Below are 26,780 nucleotides of genomic sequence, written 5' to 3' on the forward strand. Positions count from 1 at the left end.
AATGCGTAACATCAGGCAATAGAAAATCTATCGGTTTTGTTTCATGAAAAGACTTCCCTCGCTCAACGGCCTGCGTGTGTTCGAAGTCGTCACGCGGCATCTGAACTTCCGTCTGGCGGCGGAGGAACTTGGCGTGACACAGGCGGCGGTGGCCCAGCAGATACGCGGCCTTGAGGCGGAGCTTGGGCTGAAACTCTTTGAGCGCCAGCCGCGCACGCTGGTCATGACTGAACCGGCTCGTTCTTATATCGCCAGTGTGCGGCGGGCGTTTGACCTGCTTTCGGAAGCGACCGAAATGCTGCGTCCCGAGCCGCAGCACCTGACTGTCAGCGTGACGCCGACCTTCGCCTCGAAATGGCTGATCCCGCGGCTGGCCGGGTTTACGCAAGCCCATCCCGATATTGAATTGCGCATTGTTGCGAGCGACAAGGTCGCCAATTTCCAGACCGATGCCGTCGATCTCGCGGTGCGCTATGGCGAGCCGCCATTCGGTCCGGGGCTCAATGCGGAGCTGCTTTTCGAGCATGTGATTGTCGCCATCGCAAGCCCGGTGCTGGTCGAGAGGCTGGGTGATCCGGGCCTGCCGGAAAATCTGGAGCGCTATCCGCTGCTGCACGATGCGCATAATTTCTGGCCGCGATATCTGGAAAAGGCTTTTCCGGGCGGCGTGTCGGCTTCGCCGAAGAATACCCGCTTCAACCAGACTTCGCTTGCCATCGATGCGGCAATTGCCGGGCACGGGCTGGCGCTGGCAAGCCGCTTTTTCGTGGAAAAGGATATTGCGGCGGGCAGTCTCGTGCAGGCGCTGGCCACCGAATTGCGGGTCGGCGCGGACTTCTATGCGGTTTCACTGCGAAAGCCGCGCCATCCGCAATCCGTGGAGGCGGTGAAGGATTGGCTGAAAAGCGCGAGCGCATCAGGTTGATGGTTCGGGCACTTCAAGCCGAGTTTTCTGGCTGCGTGTCGGTATGGTGATGCAGACAAGGCAGGCCACAACCAGAACCACGCCGAGCCAGCCGGTGGCGGAGAGCCTTTCACCCACGATCACCGCCGCGAAAAAAGCGGCCACCACCGGCTCGAACAGCGTCAGCGTGGTAGCGACGCTCGTTTCGACCCGGCTCAACCCATAGCCGAAACACACATAGCCGAGAAACATTGTCACGAAGGCCATATAGAGCCCCACCGCAGCATTGTTCCACGAGGCGAGAAACGGTCCGCCGGTGGCGATCAGAACCGGCATGAGCAACAGTCCGCCAACGCCGAATATGGCCCCCATGGCGGTGGTCGAGGCCATGCCGCCCTGCATGAGCTGGCGCGCGCATGAGGAATAGACGGCATAGGTAAGGCCTGCCACAAGGCCAAGCAGCGAGCCGGTCAGGGTGGCGCTTCCGGTGGCATGGGCGCCGCCGTCCTCCGACAGGCTGAGCATCATCATGCCGATAATGCCGATGATTGCTCCTGCCAGCCAGCGTAGCGATGGGCGAAAGCCGCTTTGCCTGTATTCGACAGCCGCCGAAAGGAGCGGGGCGGACCCGAGCGAAATGACCGTTCCGATGGTCACGCCTGCAAGCCGCATCGACGCATAAAAGGCGAGGGGATAAAGGGCGACGCAGATGGCTCCCAGCATCAGCCCGCGCCATTGATGGGCGAGCGCCCGTCGCGAGGCGATGATGCCGCGCCAGGCGATTGCCGCCTGCGCCAGCCCGCCAAGCCCCATGGCGGCGGCGCCGATTGCGACCGCGCTGACTTCCGGCGCGAAGGTCGCTGCCGTTCCGGTCGTGCCCCAGATCGTGGACGCGACGAGGATAGCTGCCACGCCCAGAAAATAGTCCCTCGATGATTGCATTTTACCCCAGCCGCAAAACTGTAGCCACCATCGCCCTGGCTTCCCCGAGGCGGGCGCTGTTTCCCTCAAGCCCTGCGCGCATGATTGCTCCTTCCAGTATGAAGGAAAGCTGCACGGCCAACTGGCTGACCCGTTCCGGATTATCGGGGATCAGGCCGTTCAGATGCTCCACAAGCAGGTGCTCCACCTGTTCCTTGTGTTTTCTGACCGCTTCCCGTCCGGGGTCGCCAGCGGGCAGTTCTGCTGCCGCATTCAGCAGGCCGCAGCCGCGAAACCCGTGTTCATAGGCAAATTCCGCGTGATCGCGATAAGCGTCGAAGATGGCCAGTATCCCGTCCATCGGGTTTGCTGCCTGTTCGAGCCGCTTTTCATAGAGGCCAAGCCATTCGGCGTGGCGGTGCTCCAGATAGGTGGCCACCAGCTCCGCCTTGGAGGCGAAGTTGTTGTAGAGGCTCTGCTTCGCCACGCCTGCGCGCTGGATGATCGCGTCGATCCCGGTGGCCGAAATGCCCTCGTCGTAAAACAGTTCCGCCGCCGCTTGCAGAAGCCGCTCGCGGGCTGGTTTCGAACTTGCCGTTGCGGAATCGCTCATAATTCGTTGCCTTGATGATTAGGTAGACCAGTCTACCTAATCGAGAGGCCGAGTCAATTCCGCAGTAGCCGTGCCGTCTTGATGTGAACTGATTTCTATCCGCATGGGATCCTGCCGGACAGCCGAACAGACCTGTCAATTGTCAGGGAAAGGCATATCGAAACACGTCGTTCAAATAGGCCTGGTTCTGAATCCGGAAATGCGTTGTTCCAATTCGTTCAAAGCCTTGGGACGTATAGAAATTGATTGCGGAGGTATTTTCCGAGTTCGTGGTCAGCCATACGGAAGGAACATTCGCATCACGTGCGTGGCGCAAAGCTTCCTGCAGCAGTGCTCGTCCAATCCCGCTTTTTTGATGTCGAGGCTGGACGTAAAGGGTCGAGATTTCCATGGTCGAACAATTATCTATCGGAGCGGAGCTTTTTGAACTGATCCGAGTGAAGCCATCCAGACCCTCTTTATTCTCCGAAACGACAATATGTTCATCGGAGTCTTCGATGAGGTTCCGGAATTTTTTCTCCGTGAACTCGCTTAAAACGTAATCGGCAAAAAATGCGTTCACGCCTTGGCGGATGTAGGTGCCCAGCCAAACCTCAATCGAGATGGCAGCGAGAACAGAAGCGTCAGAAATTTGTGCTGTTCGCAAGCCCATGGGCAACTGTACTCCAACAGGAAAAATAATAATCAAGAATAAAGGGTTGGCTCAATATTTACAGCACATATAAACGTTGATGGGATGTCGTGACAAGTTTGGCACTATCCCCCTTGTCCCGTGGGAGAGATTCACGTATCCGCTATGTGAGGCAGATGGAACGGGAGGTCGTCCGGTGCCGCAGAGAATTTCCCCCCTGGCGCCTTTCCAGTACAAGACATTCCGGGCGCTGTGGTCAGCTACACTGGTTTCCAACCTTGGCGGTCTGGTGCAGACGGTCGGCGCTGGCTGGATGATGGCAACCATCGCCCATTCGGACGACATGGTTGCACTGGTGCAGGCTTCGACAACCCTGCCTGTGATGATCTTTTCGGTCGCAGCCGGTGCCCTGGCCGATAACTTCGACCGCCGCCGCATCATGCTGACCGCGCAGGTCCTGCTTCTGTTCATTTCGGTTGCATTGGCGGTTTTTGCCTATCTTGGCATCCTGACGCCGTGGATGCTGCTCAGTTTTACGTTCCTCATCGGCTGCGGTGGGGCCTTGCACAATCCTTCGTGGCAGGCGTCGATGGGCGACATCGTGCCCCGCACCGATCTGCCTGCGGCGGTGGCGCTCAACAGCATGAGCTTCAATCTCATGCGCAGCATTGGTCCGGCTATCGGCGGTATCATCGTTGCGGCTGCAGGTGCGGCTTTTGCCTTCATTTTCAATGCGTTCAGCTATTGCGCGCTCATTCTGGCGCTGTGGCAGTGGAAGCCCGAAACGGTCAAGTCCACCTTGCCGCGCGAAACGCTGGGACCGGCCATGATCGCTGGGCTGCGTTATGTCGCCATGTCTCCGAACCTTCTGAAAGTGATGTTCCGGGGCTTCCTCTTCGGCCTGTCCGCCATTGTCATTCTGGCGCTTCTGCCGCTCGTCGCCCGCGATCTCGTTCACGGAACGGCGCTGATCTACGGTATCATGCTGGGTTTCTTCGGGCTTGGCGCCATTGGCGGCGCGTTGCTCAGCGCCCGGCTGCGCGAGCTTCTCGGCAATGAATGGCTGGTGCGCGGCGCTTTCATCGCGTTCGCGGTCAGTTGCGGCCTGCTGTCGATCAGCCGGAACATGTGGCTGAGCTGCATTTTCCTGCTGCCTGCTGGTGTTTCGTGGGTTCTGGCGCTGTCGCTGTTCAATGTCACCGTGCAGCTTTCCACGCCGCGCTGGGTGGTTGGGCGCGCGCTGGCGCTTTACCAGACCGCGACCTTCGGTGGCATGGCGGCGGGCAGCTGGCTCTGGGGTGCCGTGGCGGACGAATATAGTGTGCCGGGCGCGCTTCTGGCTGCCGCCGTCGTGCTCGTTTTCGGTGCGCTGATCGGGCTTCTCCTGCCACAGCCTGACTTTGAGGCCCTCAATCTCGATCCGCTCAACCGTTTCAGCGAGCCGCAGCTTCGGCTTGATCTTCGTTCGCGCAGCGGCCCGATCATGATCATGGTCGATTACAAGATCGCGCAGGAAGATGTTCCGGCATTCCTTTCCGCCATGGCGTTGCGGCGGCGCATGCGCATCCGCGACGGTGCCCGGCAGTGGGTGCTGCTGCGCGATCTGGAGAACCCGGAAACCTGGACGGAAAGTTATCACGTGCCGACCTGGGTGGAGTATGTCCGTCATAACCAGCGTCGCACCCACGCCGATGCGGAAGTGTCGGAAAGGCTGCTCGCCTTGCACAAGGGAGACAAGCCGCCGCTCGTCCATCGCATGATCGAAAGGCAGACTGTGCCGGTTCATGACGACATGCCGCTGAAGGCGCATCTGGACCTGTCGTGAGCGGCGATTTCAAATTGAGGCAAAACCGCGATTTTTGCCTAAACCTGCGTTTTTCGCATCGAAATTTGTGGCGAAGGACGGATTATTTTGTGGCGAAATAAAGGCTAGAAGCCCAGGCGCTCCCGCAGGGCTTTCCGGTAGGATCGTGACACGGGCCATGATTGATTGATGCCGCGCATCCTGACTAACCATTTGTCGATTGTGCTTCGGTCTATGTCGGAGACGTGCAGGGCGTTTACGAATGCCGTGCGGTGAATGCGGAAAAACAGGCTTGCCGGCAGGATGCCTGCCCATATGCCAAGCGGTCGGGAATCAAGAATTGCAGAACCGTCGGCAAGCCAGACCTCGCTGTAATTGCCTGCCGAGCGGACCCCGATGATCTCCTCCGGTGAAAATCCGCGCATTACGCCGCGTTTGCTGACATAGATCACCGATGTCGGGTCGGGTTCCTCGCAGGAGGCTTGTCTATTTTCGGGCGTCGCGTATTTCGCCTGGGCGATCAGGCTTGCGCACTGGAACATCGCCTTGATTTCCGCGCGGGACCAACGCCGGGTTTCTTCCGTCGTGTCGAAACCGATTATTCCGCGCAGCCGATCATGATGAAAAAGCGGGATACTGAGAATACTCTGATTGCCCTGCCGCAGAAATTCCGCCTGAAGCGCGCGTGCGCTGCGCGGCAGTCCCTTTACGTCATGAACCGCGACGGCCCGCCTTTCGGTCAGGTAGCGATGCAGCCATGCAATAAGCGTGGTTGGAGCCTGCTGAAGCTCGGAAATATAGGCTACCGTATCGCCCTTGCACCATTCATGCGTGTTGCGAAACCGCAGGAGGTCAGGCCCATATTCGATCATCCATGCCCGGTCTGACCGTGATGCATTGCCGACGGCGGCGAGGAATTCCGAAATGGCCTTTTCGACGGGTTTCCTGAGCAGGTACAAGGCACAAACATAGGGCCAGTCGAGCGCCGGTGCTTCCGCACACTCGGTCTCGGAATAGATCCGGTAGGCGCCAGCCGTGCTGTCCAAACTGTCTCCCCTGATGTTGCGGTATCAATATCCGCCGCCCGGCCATAGCCGGACAGTATATTGAATATAATTGCCCGCTATTTGCAATAGAGCTAAAGCAAGCAATGCAACCACTGTGACGGGTGGCTTATCTTTCCGTATGGGAGATGAGCTGGAATGGAGCGCCCGCAAAACGGCTGAAATCTCCAGAAAGCTCAAAAGAAAGCCTCGGTATGTGTGGTGATAGCATAATCATACCGAGGCTGCGCATTTGCCTGATTCCGCCGAAGCGTGCGCCACACCAGATTAAGGATCATTGCGACAGAAAGAAGTCTTTCTTCGATCCTGTATGGAATGGCTGTGGATCAATTAATCCGAAGCAAAATTGCTCGCATATCGCATGTATTTTATTTCAAATACTGCGTGCGCCAACTTTGATTTAACTTCCGTTCAGCCGATGTCTTCGACCTGATCGAGATACTGACCGTATCCTTCCGCTTCCATCCGGTCCTTCGGAATGAAGCGAAGCGAGGCCGAGTTGATGCAATAGCGAAAACCGCCGCGGTCTATCGGGCCGTCAGGGAAAACATGTCCCAGATGGCTGTCGCCATGGGCCGAGCGCACTTCGGTGCGCACCATGCCGTGAGACATATCGGTCAGTTCGGCGACATTGGCGGGTTCGATCGGCTTGGTGAAGCTTGGCCATCCGCAATGGGATTCATATTTGTCGGACGAGGTGAACAGCGGCTCGCCGGAGACGATATCGACGTAGATTCCCGGCTCCTTGTTATAGAGATATTCGCCGGTGCCGGGGCGCTCGGTGCCGCTTTCCTGCGTGACGCGATATTGCTCCGGGGTAAGCTTCGCAATCGCTTCGGGATCTTTTCTGTAGGTCATGATGTGCGCTCCCTTGATAGGTGCCCTGAATCTAGGCTGTAGGAAGCAACTATTCCAGTCCCGCGCAAATGACGAACTGTTGAAGAACCCCGGAAAAAACGAACTTACCGGCTGATCCGAACGCGCGGGAAGATTTCCATGGTCAGGTAATGCTCGTCGAAGCTTGAAATGTGAACGAGCGCGGAACGGTTCAGAAACTCGACTTCATTATTGCGAAAAACCAGAAGGTCATCCTCGCGCAGTTCGCGCAGCATACGGTTGATATGGATCGGCGTAAGCCCCAACGCATCGGCCAGTTCGCTCTGCGTCAGCGGGCAAAAGAAGCTGTTCTCGTCGCCGGTGCCGTTGATGCGGGCCCGTTGGCCAAGCTCCAGCAGAAGATGCGCGATGCGCACGAGCGCGCTGCGGCGGCCGATGCTGATGAGATGCTCGATGAGAATGGCCCGCTGCCGGGCCATCAGTTCCATGAATGTCATGGCAAGGCGCGGCGATTTGAGCAGGCTTTCGGTGAGATGGTCCAGCGAGATTTCGAGGACAGAAAGCTCCGTAACCGAAATCAGCGTGTAATAGTTGAAGCCCAGCCCGGTGCGGAAACCCAGAAAATCGCCTTTCATGGGGAAATCGAGGATCTGCCGGTCGCCATCGGGCAGATCGCGATAGATGCAGCCCCAGCCGCTCTTGATGATGTGAACCGAATTGGCCCAATCGCCCTGGCTGCTGACGACAGTGTGCGATGCGTAGTTCTTTGATGTTATTGGCAGGGCCCCGAGCACGCCAAGATCGCTTTCTTCAAAGACCGCGCCAATGGGGGCGCTTTCCAGAAAATGGCGCAGCGTTTTTGCTTCGTCGGCATTTACCACCATTGAGCCTACCTGCCGTTTCGCCCAGCAAAGGAAATATAAATTTTAAGTCTGGTATCCCCGCGTTCTTTCCCCGCTCTCGCCCGGAAGCAGGGCTTCGCAAGAGTGTTATCGAGGGAGCGTGTTTTGGCAAGGTAGTAATTTCTACCACTAATTGGGTATATATCCGCGCTTCTACTAAACCATATTTTCCTGAAGTCCTTAATCTAGGTTAATGACACTGAAGCAAATGCGAGGCAGTATCTCGGTGATCTGATAACAATAAATAAGAATTTTTTGGCGAGTCAAATATATCTAATAATTACTAGGAATAGTAGGCTGGATAAGTATCCGCTAAAACTGTACAAAAATTATGGAGTATTTTTTATACAACAGGGTAGAGGGCGAGCAAATGAACATTTCTCCACAGTTTAGCAACAGAACCACTGAATTAAAGAATAACGGTTTGGGGGTAACGAAAGACACTTCCTTTAAGCCTGAACTGCCGAGCGACAGCGTGCTGCCGCTGCTGGTTATCATAGACAACCGCGCACTGGATCGCGAATGTCTTGCGCATGGGCTGACGAACCACAGCATCGAAATGTCGATTGCCACATTCAGCTCGTTCGAGCAGTGGCAGCATCAGCGCCGTGGCCGCACGGCGGGCGCGGTGCTTTTCAACATCGGCGGTCAGAAGGTTTCAGACCCGGCGGTTGGTAATTACCTCAATCGCATTGTCACTGATTGCGCTCCAGCGCCTGTCATTCTCCTGGCCGACAAGGAAGAAATTTCTCAGGTTCTCAAGGCGCTCGACCATGGTGTGAAGGGCTATATTCCGACATCGGTCAATGTGAATGTCTGCGTCGAGGCATTGCGGCTTGCCATGGCGGGGGGAACCTTCGTTCCGGCCAGCAGCGTGCTGGCTCTGCGCCATGCCACCGATCCGAACTCACAGCGGCTGCAACCCCTTGGCGGCATGTTCACCCAGCGTCAGGCCGAAGTGGTCAATGCGCTGCGCCGGGGCAAGGCGAACAAGATCATCGCCTATGAACTGAAGCTGCGGGAAAGCACCGTGAAGGTTCATATCCGCAACATCATGAAGAAGCTGAAAGCGTCCAACCGTACCGAAGTGGCGTGTATCATCAACGAGCTGTTCCCGTCGGAAACATCGTTTGCCGATCTGCAATAGGCCATTGGCGGGCGTTTGCCAGCCGGCGCATTGAATTATTCCGTGAAGGAGAATTTGGGTGATTATCTCCGACGTTTCGGCAGGAAACGGGCGGCAGCCGGTGGCTGACCTGCTCGACACAATAAGACGCAGAAAAATGATGCTGATCGTGCCGGTGGTCGCGGGCATCGGCGTGGGTTTTGCGGGCTATCTTACCGCGCCGGTCAGTTATGTGTCGGAGTCCGTGCTGGTGCTGGATATGCGCCGCTTGCAGGCGCTTCCCAATGAAACTGCAATCACGCCGTTGCCACAGGACAGCCCGGTGCTGCGTTCCGAACTCGATATCATCAATTCCCGCATGATGGCGCGCAAGGTCATCGACATCCTGCAAGCGGAGAACATTGCCGTGCCGACGGAATTCCGTTCGCGCACGGTGCTGTCGTCCGCTTCAGATACGAGTTCGCGCGCCAAAGGCGCCCGGGATGTCGATCCTGCCTTGCGTGAACGCCAGCAGATAGACCTGCTTCTTTCGCGGCTGCGCGTCACCAATGATGGGCGGTCCTATACGATCTTCATATCCTATCGCGCTTCCGACCGGGTTTATGCGGCGCAGGTCGCCAACGCCTTCGCCACCGCTTATCTCGACCATCAGATCGATGTGCAGCAATCGGCGACACGGCGCATCAGCGAGTGGCTTGGCGACAAGCTGGGCAACCTGCGCAGCGACCTTGAAAGTGCGGAACGTGCGGCGGAAGAATTCCGCCAGAAGTCACGGCTTGCAGGCGATCAGGGACAGATCAGCTTTCAGGCCCAGCGCGTGGCGGCGCTGAACAGCGAGATTGTCGCGGCGACGGGCGCCGTTTCGCTTGCCGAGGCGCGGTTGCGCACGGCGGAAGAACTCAAGAGTAACGATGAAGCGCCTGCACTGGCCGAGGTTCTGGCCTCGCCTGCCATCCAGACCTTGCGCAGCGAGCAGGCGCGCGTCGAGCGGCAGCTTGGCGAGTTACAGTCGAACGGGGCGCTGAAGAGCGCCGAAATCCCGGTTCTGAAGGCTGAACAGGAAGCGCTGAAACAGCAGATTTCCAGCCAGGTTGGCGAAATCATCAAGAGCCTCGGCAACGAAATCCAGATAGCGCGCCAAAGGCGCAGCGGACTGGAAGAGGCGTTGCGAAAAGCGGAGGCCGATCTTGCCGAAGCCAATCAGGCGCAGGTGAAAGCCGTGCAGCTTGACCGGGAAGCCAATGCCAGCCGCACGGTCTATGAAAGCTATCTGACGCGGTACAAGCAGCTGATCGAGCAGGACGGCATGGCCGCGCCCGAAGCGCAGATGATTTCTCCGGCGGAACCGGCAATGGCCAAGGCCAGCCCCAACTTGCCGAACTGGCTGTTGCTGGGGCTGGGGCTTGGCGGCCTGGTAGCACTTGCGGGCACGATGCTTAAGGAAACGTTCGACAAAATCAGGCCCGCGCAGACGGCTTCGCTGATGCTGCCCGGCATTCCGGCAGCGACGCTGCTGCCGGTTTCGCCGCAAATGACCGTGCCGCTTCTTGTCAATCGCGGCCTCGACCCGGCAAGCCCGTTCGGTCGGGCGATCAAGTCCGTGCATGATCGCCTGCGGGCTTTGACCCGCGGTCGGGATTCGCTGGCGCTTTCGGTCGTTTCCCTGTCCAACGGGGAGGGAAAGACTTTGCTGATCACCGCGCTCGCACAACAGATCGCCGCCACCGGCCTGACGGTTGCGGTTATCGATGCGACCAGCAGGCGGTCGGGGCTGGCGGAGGCTTTCGGGCTTCCGCAAGGGGATAACGGCATCATTTCCAGCGGCCGCGCGCTGGCAGGCGCGACACTGGTGCACGACCATGGTTCGGGCATCGATATCGTCACGCCCAACAGCCAGAGGCGCGAGGGCGACTGGCTGGCCGAGCTGATTGCCCAGTTGCGCACCGATCACAAGATTATTCTGGTCGATCTCCCGGCGGTCATGGAGGACAAGCGCTCGGTTCTGCTGTCGCGGGCAACGGATACGGCGCTTCTCGTGGTGCCGTCGGACCGGCAGGACCAGTATGCGACCAATGCGCTGATCCAGACGATGGCGTCCTTCGGGCGCAAGCCAGCGCTTGCGGTCGTGAACCATAATTCGTCGTCCTATCACGGCTGGCAGGCCGTCATTGGCGTCATGGGCGGGATGGGCCTGTGGGCGAAGCGAGGCGTGAGTGCCATCTTTTCGCGACGGCCAAAGTCAGCCGCAGGCAGCGTTCAGGAACAGGCGTGAGGGCAAGCCATGTCACACAGGATCATCAGAAACCGCATTGTCACCCACCTGCGGGCCACGATGCTCTCGGGGCTCATTCTGGCTGGCGGAAGTTTTGCCGCGCTTGGCGAAGGGCAGGCCTACCGGGTCGGCGCCAACGACGTGTTGCAGGTGACCGTTTATGGCCAGCCGTCCCTCACAGGGCTTTACCCGGTCGATGTGGATGGCAATATCGGCTATCCGATCGTGGGCAACATCCCGGTAAACGGGCTGACCATAAACGAGGTTGGTGAAAAGATCGCCGGGTCGTTGTCCCAGCATATTCCCGGCCTGACGGTCACGGCAACGGTCAACCAGTACGCGCCGGTGTTTGTGGTCGGCGACGTGAAGATGCCGGGAAAATATCAATTTCGGCCCGGCATGGTGGTGCTTGAACTGACGGCGCTTGGCGGCGGGGCAGGCAAGACCGAGACGCCAGCGCTGACCGCCGGAATGCAGCTCATCACCGTCCAGCAGGAATATGCGGATTTGCAGATGCAGATCACCGCCATGACAATCCGGCGGGCGCGTTTCGAGGCGGAGCTGAACGGTGCGGAATTCAATTATGCCCTGCCGGAACAGCCTGCTGCGAACAAGGAAACGGCGGCGCTGACGCAGCAGATGCTGGACGGGGAAAAGACCGTCTTCAATGTTCGCCGCAACAATCTCGTCGCCGAACGTCAGGCACTGGAAGCGCAAGCCGCAAGCTATGGCGACGAGATCGAGACCTTGCAGCAGAGCATCAAGTTGCACGACACGGAAATCGGGCTGTTGCAGGAGAATGTGGATTCCAGCAAGTCGCTGGTGGATCGCGGCCTTGCCGCCAAATCCAACCTTCGCGACATGGAGCGCGATCTGTCGGCTACGCGGCGGGCCGCGCTGGAGCTTGCCTCCTTCCTCGCGCGGGCGAGGCAGAACCAGCTTGCCATGCGGCAGCGCATCGCCAATCTGGACGAAATCCGCAGGAGCGAGGCTGCGACTGCGTTGCAGGACATTGACCTCAATATTGCCCGTATGGAGCACCGCAGCAATGCGCAGCTTCAGACCATGGCCGAAATCGCCAAGTCATCCGGCAATATCGCTTCATCCACGCTGCGCCAGAAGCTGATCTTTTCGATCAGCCGTATCGTTGATGGCAGCTTCCAGGATATCGTTGCCAATGAGCGCACGGAGATCAAGCCGGGCGATATCCTGCGCGTCGAACTGGATATGAGCAGGGTAGGCGGCTCGCCTTCATAAAGCGAGCTTCTCAAGCCGCGACGGGATCCGCGGATTCCTGCAACCAATCGCGATAGACTTGACGCAAGCCATCTTCGAGACGAATACGCGGCTTCCAGCCAAGCGCCCGCATCTTCGACGTGTCGAGAAGTTTGCGCGGCGTGCCGTCGGGCTTGCCGAGATCATGTTCAAAGCGGCCTTCATAGCCGACGACGCGGGCAACCGTCAGCGCCAGATCCCTGATCGAAATCTCGTCGCCCGTTCCGATATTCATCGGCTCTATGCCGTCATAGAAGCGCAGCATGTGCAGGCAGGCATCGGCAAGGTCGTCCACATGCAGGAATTCCCGCAAGGGCTTGCCGCTGCCCCAGAGCGTCACATGGTCGACGCCCCGCACCTTGGCCTCATGAATCCGACGGATCAGTGCGGGCAGCACATGCGAGCTTTCGGGATCGAAATTGTCGTTCGGGCCGTAGAGATTGGTCGGCATAGCCGTCATGAAGCGGTTGCCATATTGCCGCGCGCAGGCTTGCGCATATTTCAGTCCGGCGATCTTGGCGACGGCATAGGCTTCGTTGGTCGACTCCAGGGGGCCGGTCAAAAGCGCGTCTTCGGTGAGAGGCTGCGCCGCGTCGCGCGGATAGATGCAGCTTGAGCCGAGCCATAAGAGGCGCTCCACGCCTGTTTGATGGGCGGCGCGGATGAGGTTCATGCCGATGGCGAGATTGTCATAGAGAAAATCCGCCGGATATTGCGAATTGGCCAGAATGCCGCCGACGCGGGCGGCAGCGATGATGATGACATCCGGCTTGCGGCCGCTGATGAAATTTTCCGTCGGTCCCTGCCGGGTCAGGTCGAGCGTGCTGTGCGCGGCAGTGATGATGTCGCAATCCGTGCCATGCAGGCGGCGGAGGATGGCCGAACCGACCATGCCCGTGTGCCCGGCAACGAATACCTTCTTGCCTTCCAGCGAATAGAGTGGGGCGATATCAGCCGTAGAAGTCATTGCGTCCGACCTCCCGCATGATGTTGCGCAAATCCCAATCGACCATTTCGGCAACAAGGCTGTCGAAGCCGGTCGTATGCTGCCAGCCGAGGCGATCTTTCGCCTTGGACGCATCGCCGAGCAGGAAATCGACCTCGTTCGGACGGAAATAGCGCGGATCGATCTCGATCAGGCAATTGCCGGATTTACGGTCGCGGCCGATTTCTTCCACGCCGTCGCCTTGCCACACGATTTCCTTGTCGACCGCCTTGAAGGCGCGTTCGACGAACTCCCGCACGGTGTGCGTTTCTCCGGTTGCCAGCACATAATCGTCGGGAACATCTTCCTGCAGGATGCGCCACATACCCTCGACATAGTCACGGGCATGACCCCAGTCGCGGCGGGCATCGAGATTGCCGAGCCGAAGCCTGTCCTGAAGACCGCGTTCGATGGCCGCTACGGCGCGGGTGATCTTGCGGGTGACGAAGGTTTCGCCGCGAAGCGGGCTTTCGTGATTGAACAGGATGCCGTTGGATGCATGGAAGCCATAGGCGTCGCGGTAATTCACCGTTGTCCAATAGGCATAGAGCTTTGCCGTCGCATAGGGACTGCGCGGCGCAAAAGGTGTCTGTTCGTTCTGCGCCTTGGGCGAACTGTTGCCGAAAAGCTCCGATGTGGAAGCCTGATAGAACCGGCATGTTTTACCCAGCCCCAGAATGCGCATGGATTCAAGCAGGCGAAGCGTGCCGAGCGCATCGGCATTGGCCGTATATTCGGGCGTCTCGAAACTCACCTGCACATGGCTCTGGGCGCCGAGATTGTAAATCTCGTCGGGCCGCACTTCCTGAATGACCCGGCACAGATTGGTCGCATCCGTCAGGTCGCCGAAATGCAGGCGAAAGCGAATGTTCTCTTCGTGCGGGTCCTGATAGAGATGATCGATGCGGGCCGTGTTGAACGAGGAAGACCGCCGCTTCAGACCATGCACGCGATAGCCTTTCTTGAGCAGAAGCTCGCTTAGATAGGCGCCGTCCTGTCCGGTCACGCCGACGATGAGAGCTGTTTTCTCCTGCAAGACCCTGCCTCCGATCATAAACTCGATAGAAGCATGTTAGCGATTTCCGGCGCGGGCAGAACGGCTCCAAAACGGCAATCGCGGGCCGGAACATCCCTCTTCGGATGAGGCTTGCGGCGTGTCCGGCATGGCCGGTTTCACCCAATGAGGTAGGCAGTTCGCCCGCTGTCGGTGCCTGCCATGCCTTTGTGTTTCTTGCGGTATCTGTCGCGCTGTTGCGATCCTCTGGGTAAGGGATCGTACAACAGGAAGCGAAATCATGCGTGTGGTGCTTGCCAATCGTTACTACTATCCGGACCAGTCGGCGACGAGCCGGATGGTGACGAGTCTTGCCCACACGCTGGTGCGCGAAGGCATAGAGACGACGGTGCTGGCAAGCCGCAGCTATCACGACAGGCGGAAGGATGTGCTCCCTGCGCGCGAGACGATAAACGGTGTCGACGTGCACCGCATATGGACCTCGGGCTTCGGTCGCGGCAGGCTTGTCGGGCGCGCGGTGGATTATGCGACCTTCCATCTGTCCGCAGCCGCATGGTTCGCGGCCCATGCCAAGAAGGATGATGTGTGCGTCGTCTGCACCGATCCGCCGCTTCTGTCGGTTTCGGCTGCGCTGTCGGTCCGGCTGCGCGGCGCAAGGCTGGTCAACTGGGTGATGGACCTTTTTCCCGAAACGGCGATGGAGCTTGGCCTTATCCGGCCCGATACCATTTCCGGCAAGCTCGCCCTGATCCTGCGCAACTGGTCGATGCGCCAGTCGGCACTGACCATTTGCCCGATAGAGCGCATGGCGCATTATCTTGCGACGCGAGACATTCCGGCGGAAAGCCTGAGCGTGGTTCACCACTGGGCTGACCGGAACGAGATCGTGCCGATCGAACCGGCGCACAATCCGCTCCGCCGCGCCTGGGGCCTCGGACGCAAGTTCGTTATCGGCTATTCAGGCAATTTCGGGCGTGCGCACGAGTTTCAGACGGTGCTCGATGCAGCCGAGCGGCTGCGGCATATGAAAAGCATCGTCTTCCTGATGATCGGCGAGGGGCAGCAGCGCGCCTTCGTCGAAAGCGAGGTCAGGCGGCGGGGCCTGACCAATGTGATGATGAAGCCGTTCCAGCCGGTTGAAAAACTGTCCGAAAGCCTTGGCGCTGCCAATGTGCATCTGGTTTCGTTGAAGCCGGAACTGGAGCATTGCATCGTTCCCAGCAAGTTTTATGGCGTGCTTGCCGCCGCCCGCCCGACGATCTTCGTCGGCGACCCGGAGGGCGAGATCGGCACGATTGTCCGCGATTTCCAGTGCGGCATGGCGTTGAGACCGGGCGATGTCGATGCGCTGGTCGGTGCGATCCTTCATTTGCGCCGTTCGCCAGTCGGACGCATGTCGATGGGCAACAATGCCCGTTATCTGATGGAAACCGCCTATTCGCGGGAATATGGCGCAGCCGTCTGGCAGTCGGCCATCTCGCGGCTTGAGGAGAAGGTGGTGCCGCAGGCCATGCCAGTTCTCGACCGCCAGTTCCAGCCGAGGGAACTGTGATGGAAGGCTCGGTCGTTGTCAGCCAGCTTGGCGCGCGCCGGCATTATGCGGTCCCGCGCATTTTCGCAAACAACCAGAGACTGGCGCATTTCTATACAGATATTTGTGCCTTTCAGGGATGGCCGCGTCTGCTCGGCAGCGTGCCGCCCACTGCGCTTCCATCCTCGGTGCGACGGCTGGTCGGGCGCAAGCCGCAGGGAATCCCGCTCAAGCAGATGACGACCTTTCCGGTTTTCGGACTGCATTCCGCTATCCGCAGGCTGTCGAACCAGACCGGGCCGAAATCCACCGCCAATGCGATATGGGCTGGCGAAACATTCGGCAGGCTGGTCGCCGAAAGCGGTTTCCACGGCGCGGGCGGGGTCTATGCTTTCAGCGGCGAAGCCGTGGAAGTGCTGTCGGCTGCTCGGAAAGCGGGGCTGTGGACCGCTGTCGATCAGGTCATCGCGCCGCGCGCAATCGTCGACCGGCTAGGGCAGGAAGAGGAGCTGTTGAATCCGGGCTGGCAATTGCCGGTCGAAGACGATGGCTATTGCGAGGCTTTCGCGGAACGCGAGCGAACCGAATGGCGGCTCGCCGATCTGGTCGTGTGTCCATCGCCCTTCGTTGCCCGTCATGTTGCCGAGGAAGGTTGCGCGCCGGAAAAGATCGTCGTGGTTCCGACCGGGGTCGATACACGCTTCCAGATCGAACGAAAGGCGCGGAAGCCGGGCAAATTGCGCGTGCTGACGGTGGGCGCTGTTGGCTTACGCAAAGGCTCGCCCTATGTCGGCGCGGTTTCAAGGCTGCTGGCGGGGCAGGCAGAATTCCGGATGGTGGGGCCGCTGGAACTTTTGCCGGAGGCGCAGGCAAAGCTGGCTGCAACGGTTGAACTGACGGGCCCCATTCCGCGCAGCGAGATGCGCAAGCAGTTTGAATGGGCCGATGTCTTTCTGCTTCCCTCCTTATGCGAAGGGTCCGCGATTTCCGTTTATGAAGCATTGGCCGCGGGGCTGCCCGTGATCTGTACCGAGAATACCGGCAGCGTGGTGCGCAACGGTGTCGACGGCTACATCGTGCCGATCCGCGACGTCAGGGAGACAGCCGAAATCCTGCGGGAACTGGCGGGCAATCCGGCGGCACTGGAACGGATGGGAGAAAATGCGCGCGAGCGTGCAGCCGATTATACCCTGTCACGCTATGGCGAAAGGCTCGCTGCCGCGATTTTCGGGGAGAAGGCGGCATGAACATTGTCCACGTTATCGGTTCCTACGATCCCGCCAAGGGCGGACCGCAGGCGGTCGTGGTGCGGCTGGCGGCGGCACAGGCGGCGCTCGGCCATGAGGTGACAATTGTCAGCTACAGCGACCATGAGGTGAGCAGACGGGCTGTCGCGGCTACTGCGACAATTCCCGGTTTCGACAAGGTGCGGACCCTGTTGCTGCCAATGCCCGATCTGCGCGAGACGCTGTCTGGAAGCGCCGCAGCGAAGGCGATGGAAGCGCTGTTGGGGGCCACGGATTTCGTGCATCTGCATGGCGTGTGGGAAACCAATCTGCTGCGCGCATCGATGCTCTGCCGCCGCTTTTCCGTGCCCTATTGCGTGTGCTGCTGCGGGATGCTCGACGTGTGGAGCATGCAGCAAAGCGCATGGAAGAAGAAAGTCGCAATGATGCTTGGCTTTCGCCGGATGCTCGACGGCGCGGCCTTTATCCATGCGCTGAATGCGGATGAGATCGAGCTGATGCGGCCCCTTGGCCTGAAGGCTCCGCCGGTGATTATCCCCAACGGGATTTTTCTGAACGAGGTCGAAGGGGGTGAGGCCGATGTGGGCGGCTTGCCCAAGCGGCCCTATGTGCTGTTTTTGTCGCGGCTTCATTACAAGAAGGGTCTCGACATTCTCGCCGATGCCTTTCGCCGTGTCGCTCCCCTGTTTCCCGAAGTCGATCTGGTGGTGGCTGGCCCTGATGGCGGGGCGGAAGAAGAATTTCGCGAGCGTATCCGCCAATACGGGCTGCAAGAGCGCGTGCACATGACCGGTGGGCTTTACGGCCCGGCCAAGATCGCTGCCCTGAAAAGGTCAGCCTGTTTCTGCCTGCCCAGCCGTCAGGAGGGGTTCAGCGTCGCCATCACCGAGGCGCTTGCCTGCGGCGTGCCGGTGGCGATTACCGATGCGTGTCATTTTCCGGAGGTGGGCGAGGCGGGCGCCGGTATTGTTTCCCCGCTCGATCCTATGGCGGTTGCTGCGACGCTTGAGCGGATTCTGGAAGACCCGGATCGCGCGGCGCGCATGGGCGTAGCCGGTGCCAAACTGGTGCGCGACAATTACACCTGGCCGCGCATCGCGGTTCAGACGATTGCGGCCTATCAGGATTTTCAGTCACAAAAGCCGGACGCGGTTGCAAGTCGCAAGGCGCTCCGGTCCGTTACTGCAAGCTGAGGGTCAGGGCTTTCGCCGTGGCCGCACCGGCTTGGCTGGGTTTCCGGCATAGACCATCCAGGGTTCCATGTCGCGGAAGCTGACCCCGCGCGCGCCGAGAACCGCGCCTTCACCGATATTCACTCCCGGCCCGACGAAGGCCTCGGCTGCAACCCAGCCATAAGCGCCGACATGAATGGGGGCTGCCGTCAGCGGAAAATCGGCCTGATCGATATTGTGGCCCGCGGTGCACAGATGCGCGCGCTGCGAAACGATGGCGAAAGGCGCAAGCGTCACATGCGCCACGTTGTAACACAGCGCGCCCGGTCCCAGCGATGAGTGCGCGCCCATGGTCAGGTTGCCCGGCCACCAGATGCGGGCGCTGCCGCGCACGATGGCCGTCTTGTGCAGCTTTGCGCCGAAGGCGCGCAGCACCGCGCCGCGCCAGCGCCACAGGAAGGAGGGCGTCCATGCAGCAAGCAACAGCCAGCTTCCCTGCCAGCACAGGCGCTGGACGCGATGCCCGAGCGTGAAGGTCGCCCCGCCTTCAAGCGGACGCGACGCATTCATTCTGCCCTTGATGCCTTCTGCGGTTGCCTTGCGGTGGGTCGTTACGGTCATGATGACCATCCTTCCTGAAGCGTGCCGCTATGCGATGGCGGGAGCGGCAAGTGGATCGATCGATTGCGGATTACGCAGAACGAAAGAACCGGAATGAGAAACAATGCCATGTGGATCCAGACCGGCACGACCCAATCCGTATGGTGAGAAATGGAATGCATGGCCGGGACGATGGACAGCATGTAGACCATTTGGCCCAGCATCTCGCCCGCCATCGCGGTTTCCCAGAGCCTGCGCATCGCCCAGGCCAGCACCAGGAATTTCAGCGCGCCGAAATACCAGAATGATGAAAATGCATCGACCAGCCCGGTCTCGGTGGTGCCGGTCAGCGGATTGTAATCGCGGCTGGGTTCGGGGACGTCGAGATAGAGCGCTTCCTTGACGTCGCCGCCGACGAGCTGTGCCGGAACGAATGTGAAGACGATCCGGTTCCAGTGATATTTGCCGTAGTCGAATTCCAGCCGCCGGTCGATTTCATCGATGCGCTGCACGGCATTGCGCATTTCGGGGCCGCCGCGCTCAAGTGTGCTGCGGAAATTGGCGGCATAGTCGATTTCCAGAATTTCATCGAGAACGAAGCTCGCATCCGTGCGCGTTACCTGACGATAATCGCCCATGCTGGTCATCAGGATAGTGCCGGCGAGGATGCCGATGGCCATGACCGTGCGCGGCACGACGATCCGGCGGTAGAACCAGAAGGCGAGAAGGAACATGAGGACAAGCTGAATTGTCTCTGCGCGTTTTCCGGTCACCAGAATCCGGTCCAGATAGAAAACGAGATCGAACAGAATGATCGCCAGCGCAGCCCATGATGGACGCCGCGCAAAGCACAGGATAGCGATGGCAAGACCATAGGGCATGAGCTGTGCGAAGAAGAGATAAACCACCGGCATGCCGGTCATCTGCATGCCGATGGAAACATCACCCGGAAGGCGGCTTAGCAGAAAATAGAATATGGCGCCGAAGGCCGACAGTCCGGCTGCCGCCCAAATCAGCCGCCGCTCGCTGAAACTCATGCGGAGAAACCGGATCGGCTTTTTCGTTGTCCGCCACCCGATGGCAAGCATTGTGAAGGACAGGATGCCCATGATCATCGTCTTGGCATAAGCGCCGGAAGGCAGGAATTGATCGTAAATAAGGGCAGGAAGCTGCGGCAGCAGGAAACCGAAGGTCATCACCCCGGCGAGGAAGGGGAACTGGTACATGCGTTCCGGTCGGGAGAAGAGTCCGCCAGCCAGAAGGCAGAGGACGAAGCCGACAAAGATCCAGGTGAGCGACAGGTTCATTGCGTGCCCCCCGTCGCAGCGCATATGTCCGAAAGGTCGGGTGCGGGCTCGCCTGCCGAAAGATCGTGCGGGAAAATGCGGCCTGAAACCAGATACCAGCCGAGCTTCACATATTCCTTTGCAACGAGCTCCATGTCGGCGGGCGTCGCCGGAAAACCGGGGCGTCCGTCATCGCCGCCGATGGGGGACGAGATGAAGCGCATCTGCGGGCAGGCGGCGCGAAAGCTCGCAATGGCCCGGCGGGAATGATACCAGTTGGTCACGATGAGGGCGCTTCTTGCCCGGATTTCGCGCAAAACAGGCGCGGAAAACTGCGCATTCTGCCACGTGCTGCCCGACCCGCATTCGACGAAGATCGCCGAAGGGTTCACGCCGTTGCGCACCATGATCCGCTTGTTATAGAGGCAGTCGCCATCGCCGGTAACGAGGATCACCGGCGAGCGGCCTTCCTTCCACAGACGGGCGGCCTGCGCCGCGCGCGGCGGGCCGTCACCGCCCGGCACGACGATGACATCCGCCCTGCCGCCATCGTCCTGCAAGGTCAGGACCGGTTCCGATAAGAACATCGCGGCAATGCCGAACAGAATGGCGCAGGGCAGGACGACGAGAAGCATCATACCACACGCCGTTCCGCTGCCCCGGCTTCAAGCGGTCGCCCGGCCAAAGGGATCTCTGTCCGCATGGCTGACTGCCGCTGGCGCTGTTCTTCCATCTTGACCACGATCATGAACTCGTAAGCCGAAAGCAGGCGGCAATAGAGATAGCCGGGCTTGCCGTCCAGAAAACCGCCGCGCAGCAGGTACATGTAGAGGAAGCGCAGGCTTGGCCTGAACGGCATGTGATAGGAAAGCGATTTCAATGCCCGCCGCCGCCGCTCCGGCACTGCCGAAAAAATGCCGCCCCAGTCGATCTTGCGTTCGAGCAGGCGCGAGGCTGACAGATCAGCCTCGGCGGAAGAATAGCGGTTATGCTTGTCGTACCAGGCTTCGAGACCCTTGTTGAAGCTGTAATGGATGAAATGAGCCTGCAAGGCACCTTCCGGCCCGCCGCTGGCGCGCGAATGCACCGAGCGTTCGAACCGCACCCGGTCGGGCCTCACCAGCCGCGTGATCCAGGTGGGATAAAGGCTCGCATGCCGTATCCAGCGCCCCATGAACATGTTCTTGTATCGCGCCTTGAAAAACACCTCCGGCCGGTCGGGATCGGCGGCGATTGCCAGCATTTCGTCGCGCAGGTCCGGCGGGGTGATCTCGTCAGCGTCAGGCGTGTAAACCCAGTCATGCCTGAATTTGATTTCCGTCAGGCCATACATGCGCTGGCGGTCCTCGGTGTCGTAGGCACGCTGGAAAACGCGGGCGCCTGCTGCCCTTGCAATTTCGACCGTGCGGTCGCTGCTGAAGGAATCGAGGACGACGATATCGTCGCACCAGTCCAGCGAAGCCAGACAGGCTGGCAGGTTGGCCTCTTCGTTCAGCGTCATGATGAGTACGGAAACATTCATGAAGTTGCCTCGGGATAGGTGATCTTCGGTTTGGCTTCGGCCTTTGAAACTGCAACCGTCCGACGCGGACCTTTGGTCATGCGCAGCACGAAAAGCGTATGTGCCGCAGCCGGTATCGCCAGCGCCAGAAGCATTGGCCAGACAGGCGTTTCGAACCGGACGGCGATGTAGGCGACGGCACCAGCCATGAGATTGAGCATCATGACCGCGACGGCTGTCTGCCCGCAGGAAAGCCCGGCATCCATCAGCAGGTGATGCAGATGCTGGCGGTCCGGCGAGAACGGGCTTCGGCGCGCCGATGTGCGGCGCACGATCAGGCTCAGCGTATCGATGACGGGCACGATGACGATCCAGATCAAGATGGGAAAGGCGACGGCGGCGGTTCCGCTTGCAAGGATGAGGATAAACCCGGCAAGGGCCGCGCCGAGAAAGGTGCTGCCGCCATCGCCAAGGAAAAGGCTTGCCCTGTTGCGCCAGCGATGCCGCATATTGAAGACGAGAAAGCCGAGGCAGGCGGCGGCGATGGCGAGCGCCTGCAAGCCGAGGCGATGCTCGCCCGCGCCGAAGCCGATGACGGCCAGCCAGAAGAAGGCGGCGGCGCTTGCCGACCCCGCCAGCCCGTCCACGCCATCGCTCATATTGACCGCGTTGACGAGGCCCACGATGAAAGCGGACGCGATGAGAAGAAAAAGCGGTCCGGCGAGAAACTGGGCCAGCATGTCCGGGGCGATGCCACTGGAAGCGAGCCCCAGATAGATATGCCGGACACCGGCTATGCCGATGATCAGAAGTGCCGCCAGAAGCTGGACCGCAAGGCGTGGCGCGACGGGCAGATTGAAGCGGTCATCCAGCACGCCTGCAACGAGGACCAGCACCAGCCCCGGCAGCAGGGCGGCGGCATTGGCGTGACCTGTAGTGCCGGACGCAAGCAGCGCGGCAACGGAAAACGAGAGAAAAATGGCAATGCCTCCGCACAGCGGGACGTCTCCGTCATGCGTCTTGCGGGCATCGGGTATGTCGATGAGATACCATTCACGCGCCAGTCCGCGAAAGCCGAGGCAGAAAGCGACGGAAAGGACGAAGGCCAGAAGCGTGATCCATGAAAGACTTGTCATGTCTCCTCCAAGCCGCGTGCAAAAGATCAAACTCCGCAAATTTTTACCCATTGCCGCGCCGTCCACGACTTGGCTTTAGAGCGTGCCGCATACTCCTTTCAGGTTGGGGGCTAACACCAAGGGCGGCATTTCGTGCCTTTCGCAAAAGGCTATTCTGGTCCTGCCGGGAAGATTGCGCCTGCGGGCGCTGCTGCCGGACTGCGATGAATGAGGGACGAAAGGTGACACAAAATCCGCCGACCGCGCCGGGGAATATCACTTGTTGGAGCGCATCATGAATGGCAGTCGCAGAGGCTTTCTCATGGCGGCGCTGGAGCAGTATGCGGGGCTGCTCTTCAACTTCGTGACGGTCGCTGCGGTTTCGCGCTTTCTGGGACCGGCGGAAACCGGAATGGGCGTGATAGGCTTGAGCCTTACGGCAATCGTGTTCTCACTGCGTGAATTCGCCAGTCCGGAGTTCCTGATAAAGATCGACACGGTGCGCGATCAGGATATTCGGACTTCGCTGACTTTTCTGATGGGCGTGACAGCCCTGCTATCGGTCGCTCTCTATCTTTCTCTGGGTTACTTCGCCGAAGCCTATAACGATCCGAAACTGAAGCTTTTTCTGAGCATCACCATCATAGCCGCGCTGATTGAAAGCCTGTCCTTGCCGATTGTCGCGCTGTTGAGGCGCGAGATGGCTTTTGGAGCACTGGCGCGCATTCGCACCGCAGGGGCGGGTCTCGGTGCTCTGGTAACGGTTGCCATGGCCTATTGTGGCTTCGGCCATATGTGTTTTGCCTTCGGCCTGCTGGCAAGTGCGTTGATGATAACGGCGCTGGCTATCTCGATCCATCCTTTGAAAAATCTGTTTCGTCCGTCGCTGGCCAGTTTCGACACGGCCTGGCGGTTCGGGATCTATCTTGGGGGTAATGCCGGGCTGAACAAGGTCTGCATGACGCTGCCGCAACTCCTGCTCGGGCGCTTCATGCCCATATCGGCGGTCGGGATATACAATCGCGCCGACACGCTGAGCGGCCTGCCTGATCGCATCATCCTTTCTGCCGTTTTTACCGTGGCTTTCCCGATGCTTTCGGCACAGGTCCGTGAGGGCGCGAATATCAGTCAATCCTATATTCGTGCCTTATCCTATATCACTGTCGCCTACTGGCCAGCGCAGGCACTGCTTGCGCTGCTGGCATATCCGGCGGTGCACATCGTCCTTGGCCCCGGCTGGGACGAGGCGGCACCCATTGTTGCAATCCTCAGCCTTGCCTGTCTGTTCTGGTTTCCATTGATCCTCACCTATCCGCTGCTGATGGCATTGGGACAGAACCGCGAGGCGTTTCTGTCCAACCTGATTTCGCGGCTGGTTGCGGTCACCGTCATCGGCACAGCCGCATTTTACGGGCTGCTCGCCGTTGCGCTTGGCCAGTTCATCAGCCTGCCGATACAGATGGTCATAGCCATCATATTCGTGCGCAGGCATGTGGTCTTTTCCTATGCCGAGCTTGGCCGTGCCTTGCTGAAAAGCGGGTTCGTTACCGTGATCACCCTTGCCATACCGCTGGCGATTGTGGCGGCGAATGGCTTCTCGCTGGAAATTCATCGCTCCACGGGCGTTGTAATGGGCGTCATCGCGGCGTTCAGCTGGCTGGGCGCGCTGTTCGTGGCGCGGCATCCCTTTGCCGCCGAGGTCGAACCGATACTGGGCTGGCTTGTCGGAAAGTTTCGGGCGCGGAGCGTGCAGCCGCCAGCTTCCAGACTCGCGGAATAGGACGGCTGGCGATGGTCAAATACAAACTACCGACGATTGACGTCGTGATCCCCAATTTCAACTATGGCCAGTATCTTTCTCTCAGCGCCAACAGCGTTCTGGGTCAGGCAGGCGTCAATGTCCGCCTGCTCATTATCGACAATGCCTCAACCGATGACAGCGTCGAGGTGGCAAAGGGCCTTGCCGCCGGGGACAGCCGGGTGGAGTTGCTGCTTCGCAGCAAAAATCTGGGGCCGCATGCTTCGTTCAACGAAGGCATAGACTGGGCTGCATCGGATTATTTCCTGATCCTCTGCTCGGATGACCTGCTGGCAGGCGGCGCGCTGGAAAGGGCGGCGGGATTGCTCTCGCAACACGCGGACGTTCATCTGGCGCACGGCGCAACCGGCAGGATGAAGGCCGATGACGGTGAACCCCATCACTCTATTACAGACCAGGCGGGGGATGAATGGCGGATCCGCTCCGGGGAGGAATTTATCGAATTTGCCTGCCGCCATGCATTTAATCCGGTGATCGGCCCCACCGCAGTCGTGCGGACCGCGATCCAGAAACAGGCTGGATATTACCGCACTTCGCTTTCCCATACGGACGATCTGGAAATGTGGCTGCGCATCGCAATGCGCGGGGCTGTTGCATCGACGAAGCGGATACAGGCCTTTGCGCGTTCGCACGCCCAGAACCAGTCGGCGGCGGTGAATGGCATTTTGAACTGGAATCGGGAGTTCGAGGCTGGTTTCCGGTCCTTTTTCGATCATGAGGGGGCGAGCCTGCCGCACCGGGACCGGTTGTTCGCGATGGTCCGGGATTGCCTGACCAAGCGCGCCTACTGGTCCGCGATCTCCAGTCTGGCGCGGCAGCCGAAAGTGGCGGGTTCGCTGATGGCGTTCGCGCTGAAGCGGGAGCCCTTACTGGCAGTCATGCCGCCGTTCGACTACTTGTTGAAACGATCCGCCTGGCGCAACGGACGCGGCGCATGACTGGGTGGCGCAATCGGCCTTTTGTCGTGTCGGATCGAGAAAAAGGACGCGAAGGATTTCTTCCTGTCCTGCCAGCCTGCTTCGATAGCGCTCCACCCCGGCTTTGACATGCTGGCTCAATGCCGTTCGCTGCGTGAAGGCAAGATCGATCTGGGAGAGGATGGTTTCGGGATCGAAACTATCGATCCGGTGACAGAAGGCCGCGAGACCGGTATCGTGCAGAAGCGCATCGTTCTTGCTCGCATAAGCCAGCGAGATTGCAGGACGCCCCATCGCAAGAGCGCAGACAATGTTATGGTAGCGGCTGGCAATAACGACATCTGTTTTGGCTATCTGCTGCATGAGGTCGTGCAGCGATGCGGATGGCTCAAATATCACCTTGTCCGCTTCCGCCGCAGGAAGCTGTTCCAATATGTCGCCCGCCGCTGCCATATCACCCTTGTCGCCAATCAGCAGCCGGACCTGTCGCCCGCTGTCCAGAAGTCTTTTCGCAAGTGTCGCCATCTTGGCGACATAGTTCCTGTAGATCGAGTTGCCATCCTTCTCGGCCTTTTCCCATCCGCGATAGGTCATCACACCGATGCCCACGCATTGGTGGGAACTATCCTGAATTCCATCCGGAACCGTTGGCAGCGCGAAGGCGATATCCGCGCTGACGAAATCCCCGGAAGGGGCTACGCCGAGTTGCTTCATGAAGTCGTGGGACACCTGATCCCGATAAGACCGGAAAGCGGCAAGCTTCGCGGCCCAGCGTACGAAGCACCGGCTCAACGGGTGATTGACGGGTCCGGCGCCAATCGACACGAAAATCATGCGCGTGCCGGTCAGCCGCGCAGCAAGGGACCATCGCAACACTGCGAAAGGCCAGCCAAAAGGATTTTCGTTAAAGTCGTCCAATATGCCCGTGCCCGGCACGACAATAAAGTCGAGTTGAGAAGCGAGTAGCAGCGCGCAGCAGAAGCCGATCGTTCGGCGGGGCGCATGCAACATTGCCTTGTTGATGGCGCGCAGCAACCAGTTGGATGGATAGGGCCGGGAGACCGGATGGGCTGGAAGATCGAATTTCCGCGCAACAATGTCGGGCCTTGAGCAGATGCAGACAAGTTGCGCGTCGGGGCAGTTGCGCTTCAAGAGCTGCAGCATGGCCTCCAGCGAACCGTCATTGCCGGTATTGCCCGATCCAAATTGCCCGAAAAGACCTACCCGCATATGCGCAACTCCA

The 26,780-nt window shown here is 59.6% G+C and carries 24 protein-coding genes; 10 read left to right on the plus strand and 14 right to left on the minus strand.

Annotation, left to right across the window (positions count from 1 at the left end; all coding sequences use genetic code 11):
* The first annotated feature begins 43 nt into the window (after positions 1-43).
* A complete protein-coding gene (locus tag AC0TOF_RS18045; protein WP_473769250.1) occupies positions 44-925 on the plus strand; it encodes a LysR substrate-binding domain-containing protein in 882 nt (293 codons plus the stop codon).
* On the opposite strand, the gene AC0TOF_RS18050 is transcribed toward AC0TOF_RS18045, so the two are convergent.
* The 3 genes from AC0TOF_RS18050 to AC0TOF_RS18060 form a co-directional block, all read right to left on the minus strand.
* Positions 917-1,846 carry a DMT family transporter gene (locus tag AC0TOF_RS18050; RefSeq protein ID WP_473769251.1) on the minus strand — a complete coding sequence of 310 codons (930 nt, stop codon included), beginning with the start codon at positions 1,844-1,846 and terminating at the stop codon, positions 917-919. The genes AC0TOF_RS18045 and AC0TOF_RS18050 overlap by 9 nt on opposite strands.
* 1 nt (position 1,847) lies before the next feature.
* Complete coding sequence (locus AC0TOF_RS18055) at positions 1,848-2,438, minus strand: TetR/AcrR family transcriptional regulator (RefSeq protein WP_473769252.1); 591 nt, start codon at positions 2,436-2,438, stop codon at positions 1,848-1,850.
* A 142-nt stretch (positions 2,439-2,580) separates the two neighbouring features.
* Positions 2,581-3,090, minus strand: a complete 510-nt coding sequence (locus AC0TOF_RS18060; RefSeq protein WP_122002527.1) for a GNAT family N-acetyltransferase — start codon at positions 3,088-3,090, stop codon at positions 2,581-2,583.
* A 175-nt stretch (positions 3,091-3,265) separates the two neighbouring features.
* Between AC0TOF_RS18060 and AC0TOF_RS18065 the strand changes: the two genes are divergently transcribed.
* Positions 3,266-4,894 (plus strand): MFS transporter, encoded by a 1,629-nt coding sequence (locus AC0TOF_RS18065; RefSeq protein WP_122002526.1) that lies wholly within the window; start codon positions 3,266-3,268, stop codon positions 4,892-4,894.
* Between the two features lie 104 nt (positions 4,895-4,998).
* On the opposite strand, the gene AC0TOF_RS18070 is transcribed toward AC0TOF_RS18065, so the two are convergent.
* The 3 genes from AC0TOF_RS18070 to AC0TOF_RS18080 form a co-directional block, all read right to left on the minus strand.
* The gene (locus tag AC0TOF_RS18070; RefSeq protein ID WP_473769253.1) at positions 4,999-5,919 is read right to left on the minus strand and encodes a LytTR family transcriptional regulator DNA-binding domain-containing protein; all 921 of its coding nucleotides are present in this window, start codon (positions 5,917-5,919) and stop codon (positions 4,999-5,001) included.
* A gap of 429 nt (positions 5,920-6,348) precedes the next feature.
* Positions 6,349-6,795 carry a peptide-methionine (R)-S-oxide reductase MsrB gene (msrB, locus tag AC0TOF_RS18075; RefSeq protein WP_473769254.1) on the minus strand — a complete coding sequence of 149 codons (447 nt, stop codon included), beginning with the start codon at positions 6,793-6,795 and terminating at the stop codon, positions 6,349-6,351.
* A 104-nt stretch (positions 6,796-6,899) separates the two neighbouring features.
* Complete coding sequence (locus AC0TOF_RS18080) at positions 6,900-7,658, minus strand: Crp/Fnr family transcriptional regulator (protein WP_473769255.1); 759 nt, start codon at positions 7,656-7,658, stop codon at positions 6,900-6,902.
* Between the two features lie 388 nt (positions 7,659-8,046).
* Here AC0TOF_RS18080 and AC0TOF_RS18085 point away from each other — a divergent pair, with 388 nt between their 5' ends.
* From AC0TOF_RS18085 to AC0TOF_RS18095, 3 genes are read left to right on the plus strand one after another with little or no spacing between them, the layout of a single operon-like run.
* Entirely contained in the window at positions 8,047-8,823 is a 777-nt protein-coding gene (locus AC0TOF_RS18085) for a response regulator transcription factor (RefSeq protein ID WP_473769256.1), read from the plus strand.
* A gap of 58 nt (positions 8,824-8,881) precedes the next feature.
* Entirely contained in the window at positions 8,882-11,074 is a 2,193-nt protein-coding gene (locus AC0TOF_RS18090; RefSeq protein ID WP_473769257.1) for a GumC family protein, read from the plus strand.
* A 9-nt stretch (positions 11,075-11,083) separates the two neighbouring features.
* Entirely contained in the window at positions 11,084-12,331 is a 1,248-nt protein-coding gene (locus AC0TOF_RS18095; protein ID WP_473769258.1) for a polysaccharide biosynthesis/export family protein, read from the plus strand.
* A gap of 10 nt (positions 12,332-12,341) precedes the next feature.
* On the opposite strand, the gene AC0TOF_RS18100 is transcribed toward AC0TOF_RS18095, so the two are convergent.
* Positions 12,342-13,316, minus strand: coding sequence for a GDP-L-fucose synthase family protein (locus AC0TOF_RS18100; protein ID WP_473769259.1), 975 nt, complete (start codon positions 13,314-13,316; stop codon positions 12,342-12,344).
* Complete coding sequence (gmd, locus tag AC0TOF_RS18105) at positions 13,300-14,370, minus strand: GDP-mannose 4,6-dehydratase (protein ID WP_473769260.1); 1,071 nt, start codon at positions 14,368-14,370, stop codon at positions 13,300-13,302. Before gmd ends, AC0TOF_RS18100 begins: the two co-directional genes overlap by 17 nt.
* Before the next feature lie 259 nt (positions 14,371-14,629).
* Here gmd and AC0TOF_RS18110 point away from each other — a divergent pair, with 259 nt between their 5' ends.
* From AC0TOF_RS18110 to AC0TOF_RS18120, 3 genes are read left to right on the plus strand one after another with little or no spacing between them, the layout of a single operon-like run.
* On the plus strand, positions 14,630-15,901 hold the full coding sequence (locus AC0TOF_RS18110; protein ID WP_473769261.1) for a glycosyltransferase family 4 protein: 1,272 nt from the start codon (positions 14,630-14,632) through the stop codon (positions 15,899-15,901).
* Positions 15,901-17,127: a glycosyltransferase family 4 protein gene (locus tag AC0TOF_RS18115; RefSeq protein WP_473769262.1), complete on the plus strand. Its 1,227-nt coding sequence runs from the start codon at positions 15,901-15,903 to the stop codon at positions 17,125-17,127. Before AC0TOF_RS18110 ends, AC0TOF_RS18115 begins: the two co-directional genes overlap by 1 nt.
* Positions 17,124-18,320 (plus strand): glycosyltransferase, encoded by a 1,197-nt coding sequence (locus AC0TOF_RS18120; protein WP_473769263.1) that lies wholly within the window; start codon positions 17,124-17,126, stop codon positions 18,318-18,320. The genes AC0TOF_RS18115 and AC0TOF_RS18120 overlap by 4 nt, the downstream gene beginning before the upstream one ends.
* A gap of 3 nt (positions 18,321-18,323) precedes the next feature.
* Here the strand turns inward: AC0TOF_RS18120 and AC0TOF_RS18125 are convergent, their stop codons facing one another.
* The 5 genes from AC0TOF_RS18125 to AC0TOF_RS18145 are packed head-to-tail and all read right to left on the minus strand — an operon-like array spanning position 18,324 to position 22,822.
* The gene (locus tag AC0TOF_RS18125; RefSeq protein WP_473769264.1) at positions 18,324-18,920 is read right to left on the minus strand and encodes a putative colanic acid biosynthesis acetyltransferase; all 597 of its coding nucleotides are present in this window, start codon (positions 18,918-18,920) and stop codon (positions 18,324-18,326) included.
* Entirely contained in the window at positions 18,917-20,206 is a 1,290-nt protein-coding gene (locus AC0TOF_RS18130; RefSeq protein WP_473769265.1) for a hypothetical protein, read from the minus strand. Before AC0TOF_RS18130 ends, AC0TOF_RS18125 begins: the two co-directional genes overlap by 4 nt.
* On the minus strand, positions 20,203-20,820 hold the full coding sequence (locus AC0TOF_RS18135; RefSeq protein ID WP_473769479.1) for a YdcF family protein: 618 nt from the start codon (positions 20,818-20,820) through the stop codon (positions 20,203-20,205). The genes AC0TOF_RS18130 and AC0TOF_RS18135 overlap by 4 nt, the downstream gene beginning before the upstream one ends.
* Positions 20,820-21,707 (minus strand): glycosyltransferase family 2 protein, encoded by an 888-nt coding sequence (locus tag AC0TOF_RS18140; protein WP_473769266.1) that lies wholly within the window; start codon positions 21,705-21,707, stop codon positions 20,820-20,822. The genes AC0TOF_RS18135 and AC0TOF_RS18140 overlap by 1 nt, the downstream gene beginning before the upstream one ends.
* Complete coding sequence (locus AC0TOF_RS18145) at positions 21,704-22,822, minus strand: MraY family glycosyltransferase (RefSeq protein WP_473769267.1); 1,119 nt, start codon at positions 22,820-22,822, stop codon at positions 21,704-21,706. Before AC0TOF_RS18145 ends, AC0TOF_RS18140 begins: the two co-directional genes overlap by 4 nt.
* 274 nt (positions 22,823-23,096) lie before the next feature.
* Between AC0TOF_RS18145 and AC0TOF_RS18150 the strand changes: the two genes are divergently transcribed.
* Positions 23,097-24,581, plus strand: a complete 1,485-nt coding sequence (locus AC0TOF_RS18150) for an oligosaccharide flippase family protein (RefSeq protein WP_473769268.1) — start codon at positions 23,097-23,099, stop codon at positions 24,579-24,581.
* An 11-nt stretch (positions 24,582-24,592) separates the two neighbouring features.
* Positions 24,593-25,558 carry a glycosyltransferase gene (locus AC0TOF_RS18155; protein WP_473769269.1) on the plus strand — a complete coding sequence of 322 codons (966 nt, stop codon included), beginning with the start codon at positions 24,593-24,595 and terminating at the stop codon, positions 25,556-25,558.
* Here the strand turns inward: AC0TOF_RS18155 and AC0TOF_RS18160 are convergent.
* Positions 25,487-26,767 carry a polysaccharide pyruvyl transferase family protein gene (locus tag AC0TOF_RS18160; protein ID WP_473769270.1) on the minus strand — a complete coding sequence of 427 codons (1,281 nt, stop codon included), beginning with the start codon at positions 26,765-26,767 and terminating at the stop codon, positions 25,487-25,489. The two genes, AC0TOF_RS18155 and AC0TOF_RS18160, sit on opposite strands and share 72 nt — an antisense overlap.
* Between the last annotated feature and the right edge of the window lie 13 nt (positions 26,768-26,780).

Source organism: Ochrobactrum sp. PL_is501 (assembly GCF_055816895.1).

Bases quoted from the DNA above. Each gene is read 5' to 3' on its own strand.
- AC0TOF_RS18045 (WP_473769250.1), top strand. From the start codon at position 44: ATGAAAAGACTTCCCTCGCTCAACGGCCTGCGTGTGTTCGAAGTCGTC.
- AC0TOF_RS18050 (WP_473769251.1), bottom strand. From the start codon at position 1,846: ATGCAATCATCGAGGGACTATTTTCTGGGCGTGGCAGCTATCCTCGTC.
- AC0TOF_RS18055 (WP_473769252.1), bottom strand. From the start codon at position 2,438: ATGAGCGATTCCGCAACGGCAAGTTCGAAACCAGCCCGCGAGCGGCTT.
- AC0TOF_RS18060 (WP_122002527.1), bottom strand. From the start codon at position 3,090: ATGGGCTTGCGAACAGCACAAATTTCTGACGCTTCTGTTCTCGCTGCC.
- msrB (WP_473769254.1), bottom strand. From the start codon at position 6,795: ATGACCTACAGAAAAGATCCCGAAGCGATTGCGAAGCTTACCCCGGAG.
- AC0TOF_RS18080 (WP_473769255.1), bottom strand. From the start codon at position 7,658: ATGGTGGTAAATGCCGACGAAGCAAAAACGCTGCGCCATTTTCTGGAA.
- AC0TOF_RS18085 (WP_473769256.1), top strand. From the start codon at position 8,047: ATGAACATTTCTCCACAGTTTAGCAACAGAACCACTGAATTAAAGAAT.
- AC0TOF_RS18095 (WP_473769258.1), top strand. From the start codon at position 11,084: ATGTCACACAGGATCATCAGAAACCGCATTGTCACCCACCTGCGGGCC.
- AC0TOF_RS18100 (WP_473769259.1), bottom strand. From the start codon at position 13,316: ATGACTTCTACGGCTGATATCGCCCCACTCTATTCGCTGGAAGGCAAG.
- AC0TOF_RS18110 (WP_473769261.1), top strand. From the start codon at position 14,630: ATGCGTGTGGTGCTTGCCAATCGTTACTACTATCCGGACCAGTCGGCG.
- AC0TOF_RS18115 (WP_473769262.1), top strand. From the start codon at position 15,901: ATGGAAGGCTCGGTCGTTGTCAGCCAGCTTGGCGCGCGCCGGCATTAT.
- AC0TOF_RS18120 (WP_473769263.1), top strand. From the start codon at position 17,124: ATGAACATTGTCCACGTTATCGGTTCCTACGATCCCGCCAAGGGCGGA.
- AC0TOF_RS18125 (WP_473769264.1), bottom strand. From the start codon at position 18,920: ATGACCGTAACGACCCACCGCAAGGCAACCGCAGAAGGCATCAAGGGC.
- AC0TOF_RS18130 (WP_473769265.1), bottom strand. From the start codon at position 20,206: ATGAACCTGTCGCTCACCTGGATCTTTGTCGGCTTCGTCCTCTGCCTT.
- AC0TOF_RS18135 (WP_473769479.1), bottom strand. From the start codon at position 20,820: ATGCTTCTCGTCGTCCTGCCCTGCGCCATTCTGTTCGGCATTGCCGCG.
- AC0TOF_RS18140 (WP_473769266.1), bottom strand. From the start codon at position 21,707: ATGAATGTTTCCGTACTCATCATGACGCTGAACGAAGAGGCCAACCTG.
- AC0TOF_RS18145 (WP_473769267.1), bottom strand. From the start codon at position 22,822: ATGACAAGTCTTTCATGGATCACGCTTCTGGCCTTCGTCCTTTCCGTC.
- AC0TOF_RS18150 (WP_473769268.1), top strand. From the start codon at position 23,097: ATGAATGGCAGTCGCAGAGGCTTTCTCATGGCGGCGCTGGAGCAGTAT.
- AC0TOF_RS18155 (WP_473769269.1), top strand. From the start codon at position 24,593: ATGGTCAAATACAAACTACCGACGATTGACGTCGTGATCCCCAATTTC.
- AC0TOF_RS18160 (WP_473769270.1), bottom strand. From the start codon at position 26,767: ATGCGGGTAGGTCTTTTCGGGCAATTTGGATCGGGCAATACCGGCAAT.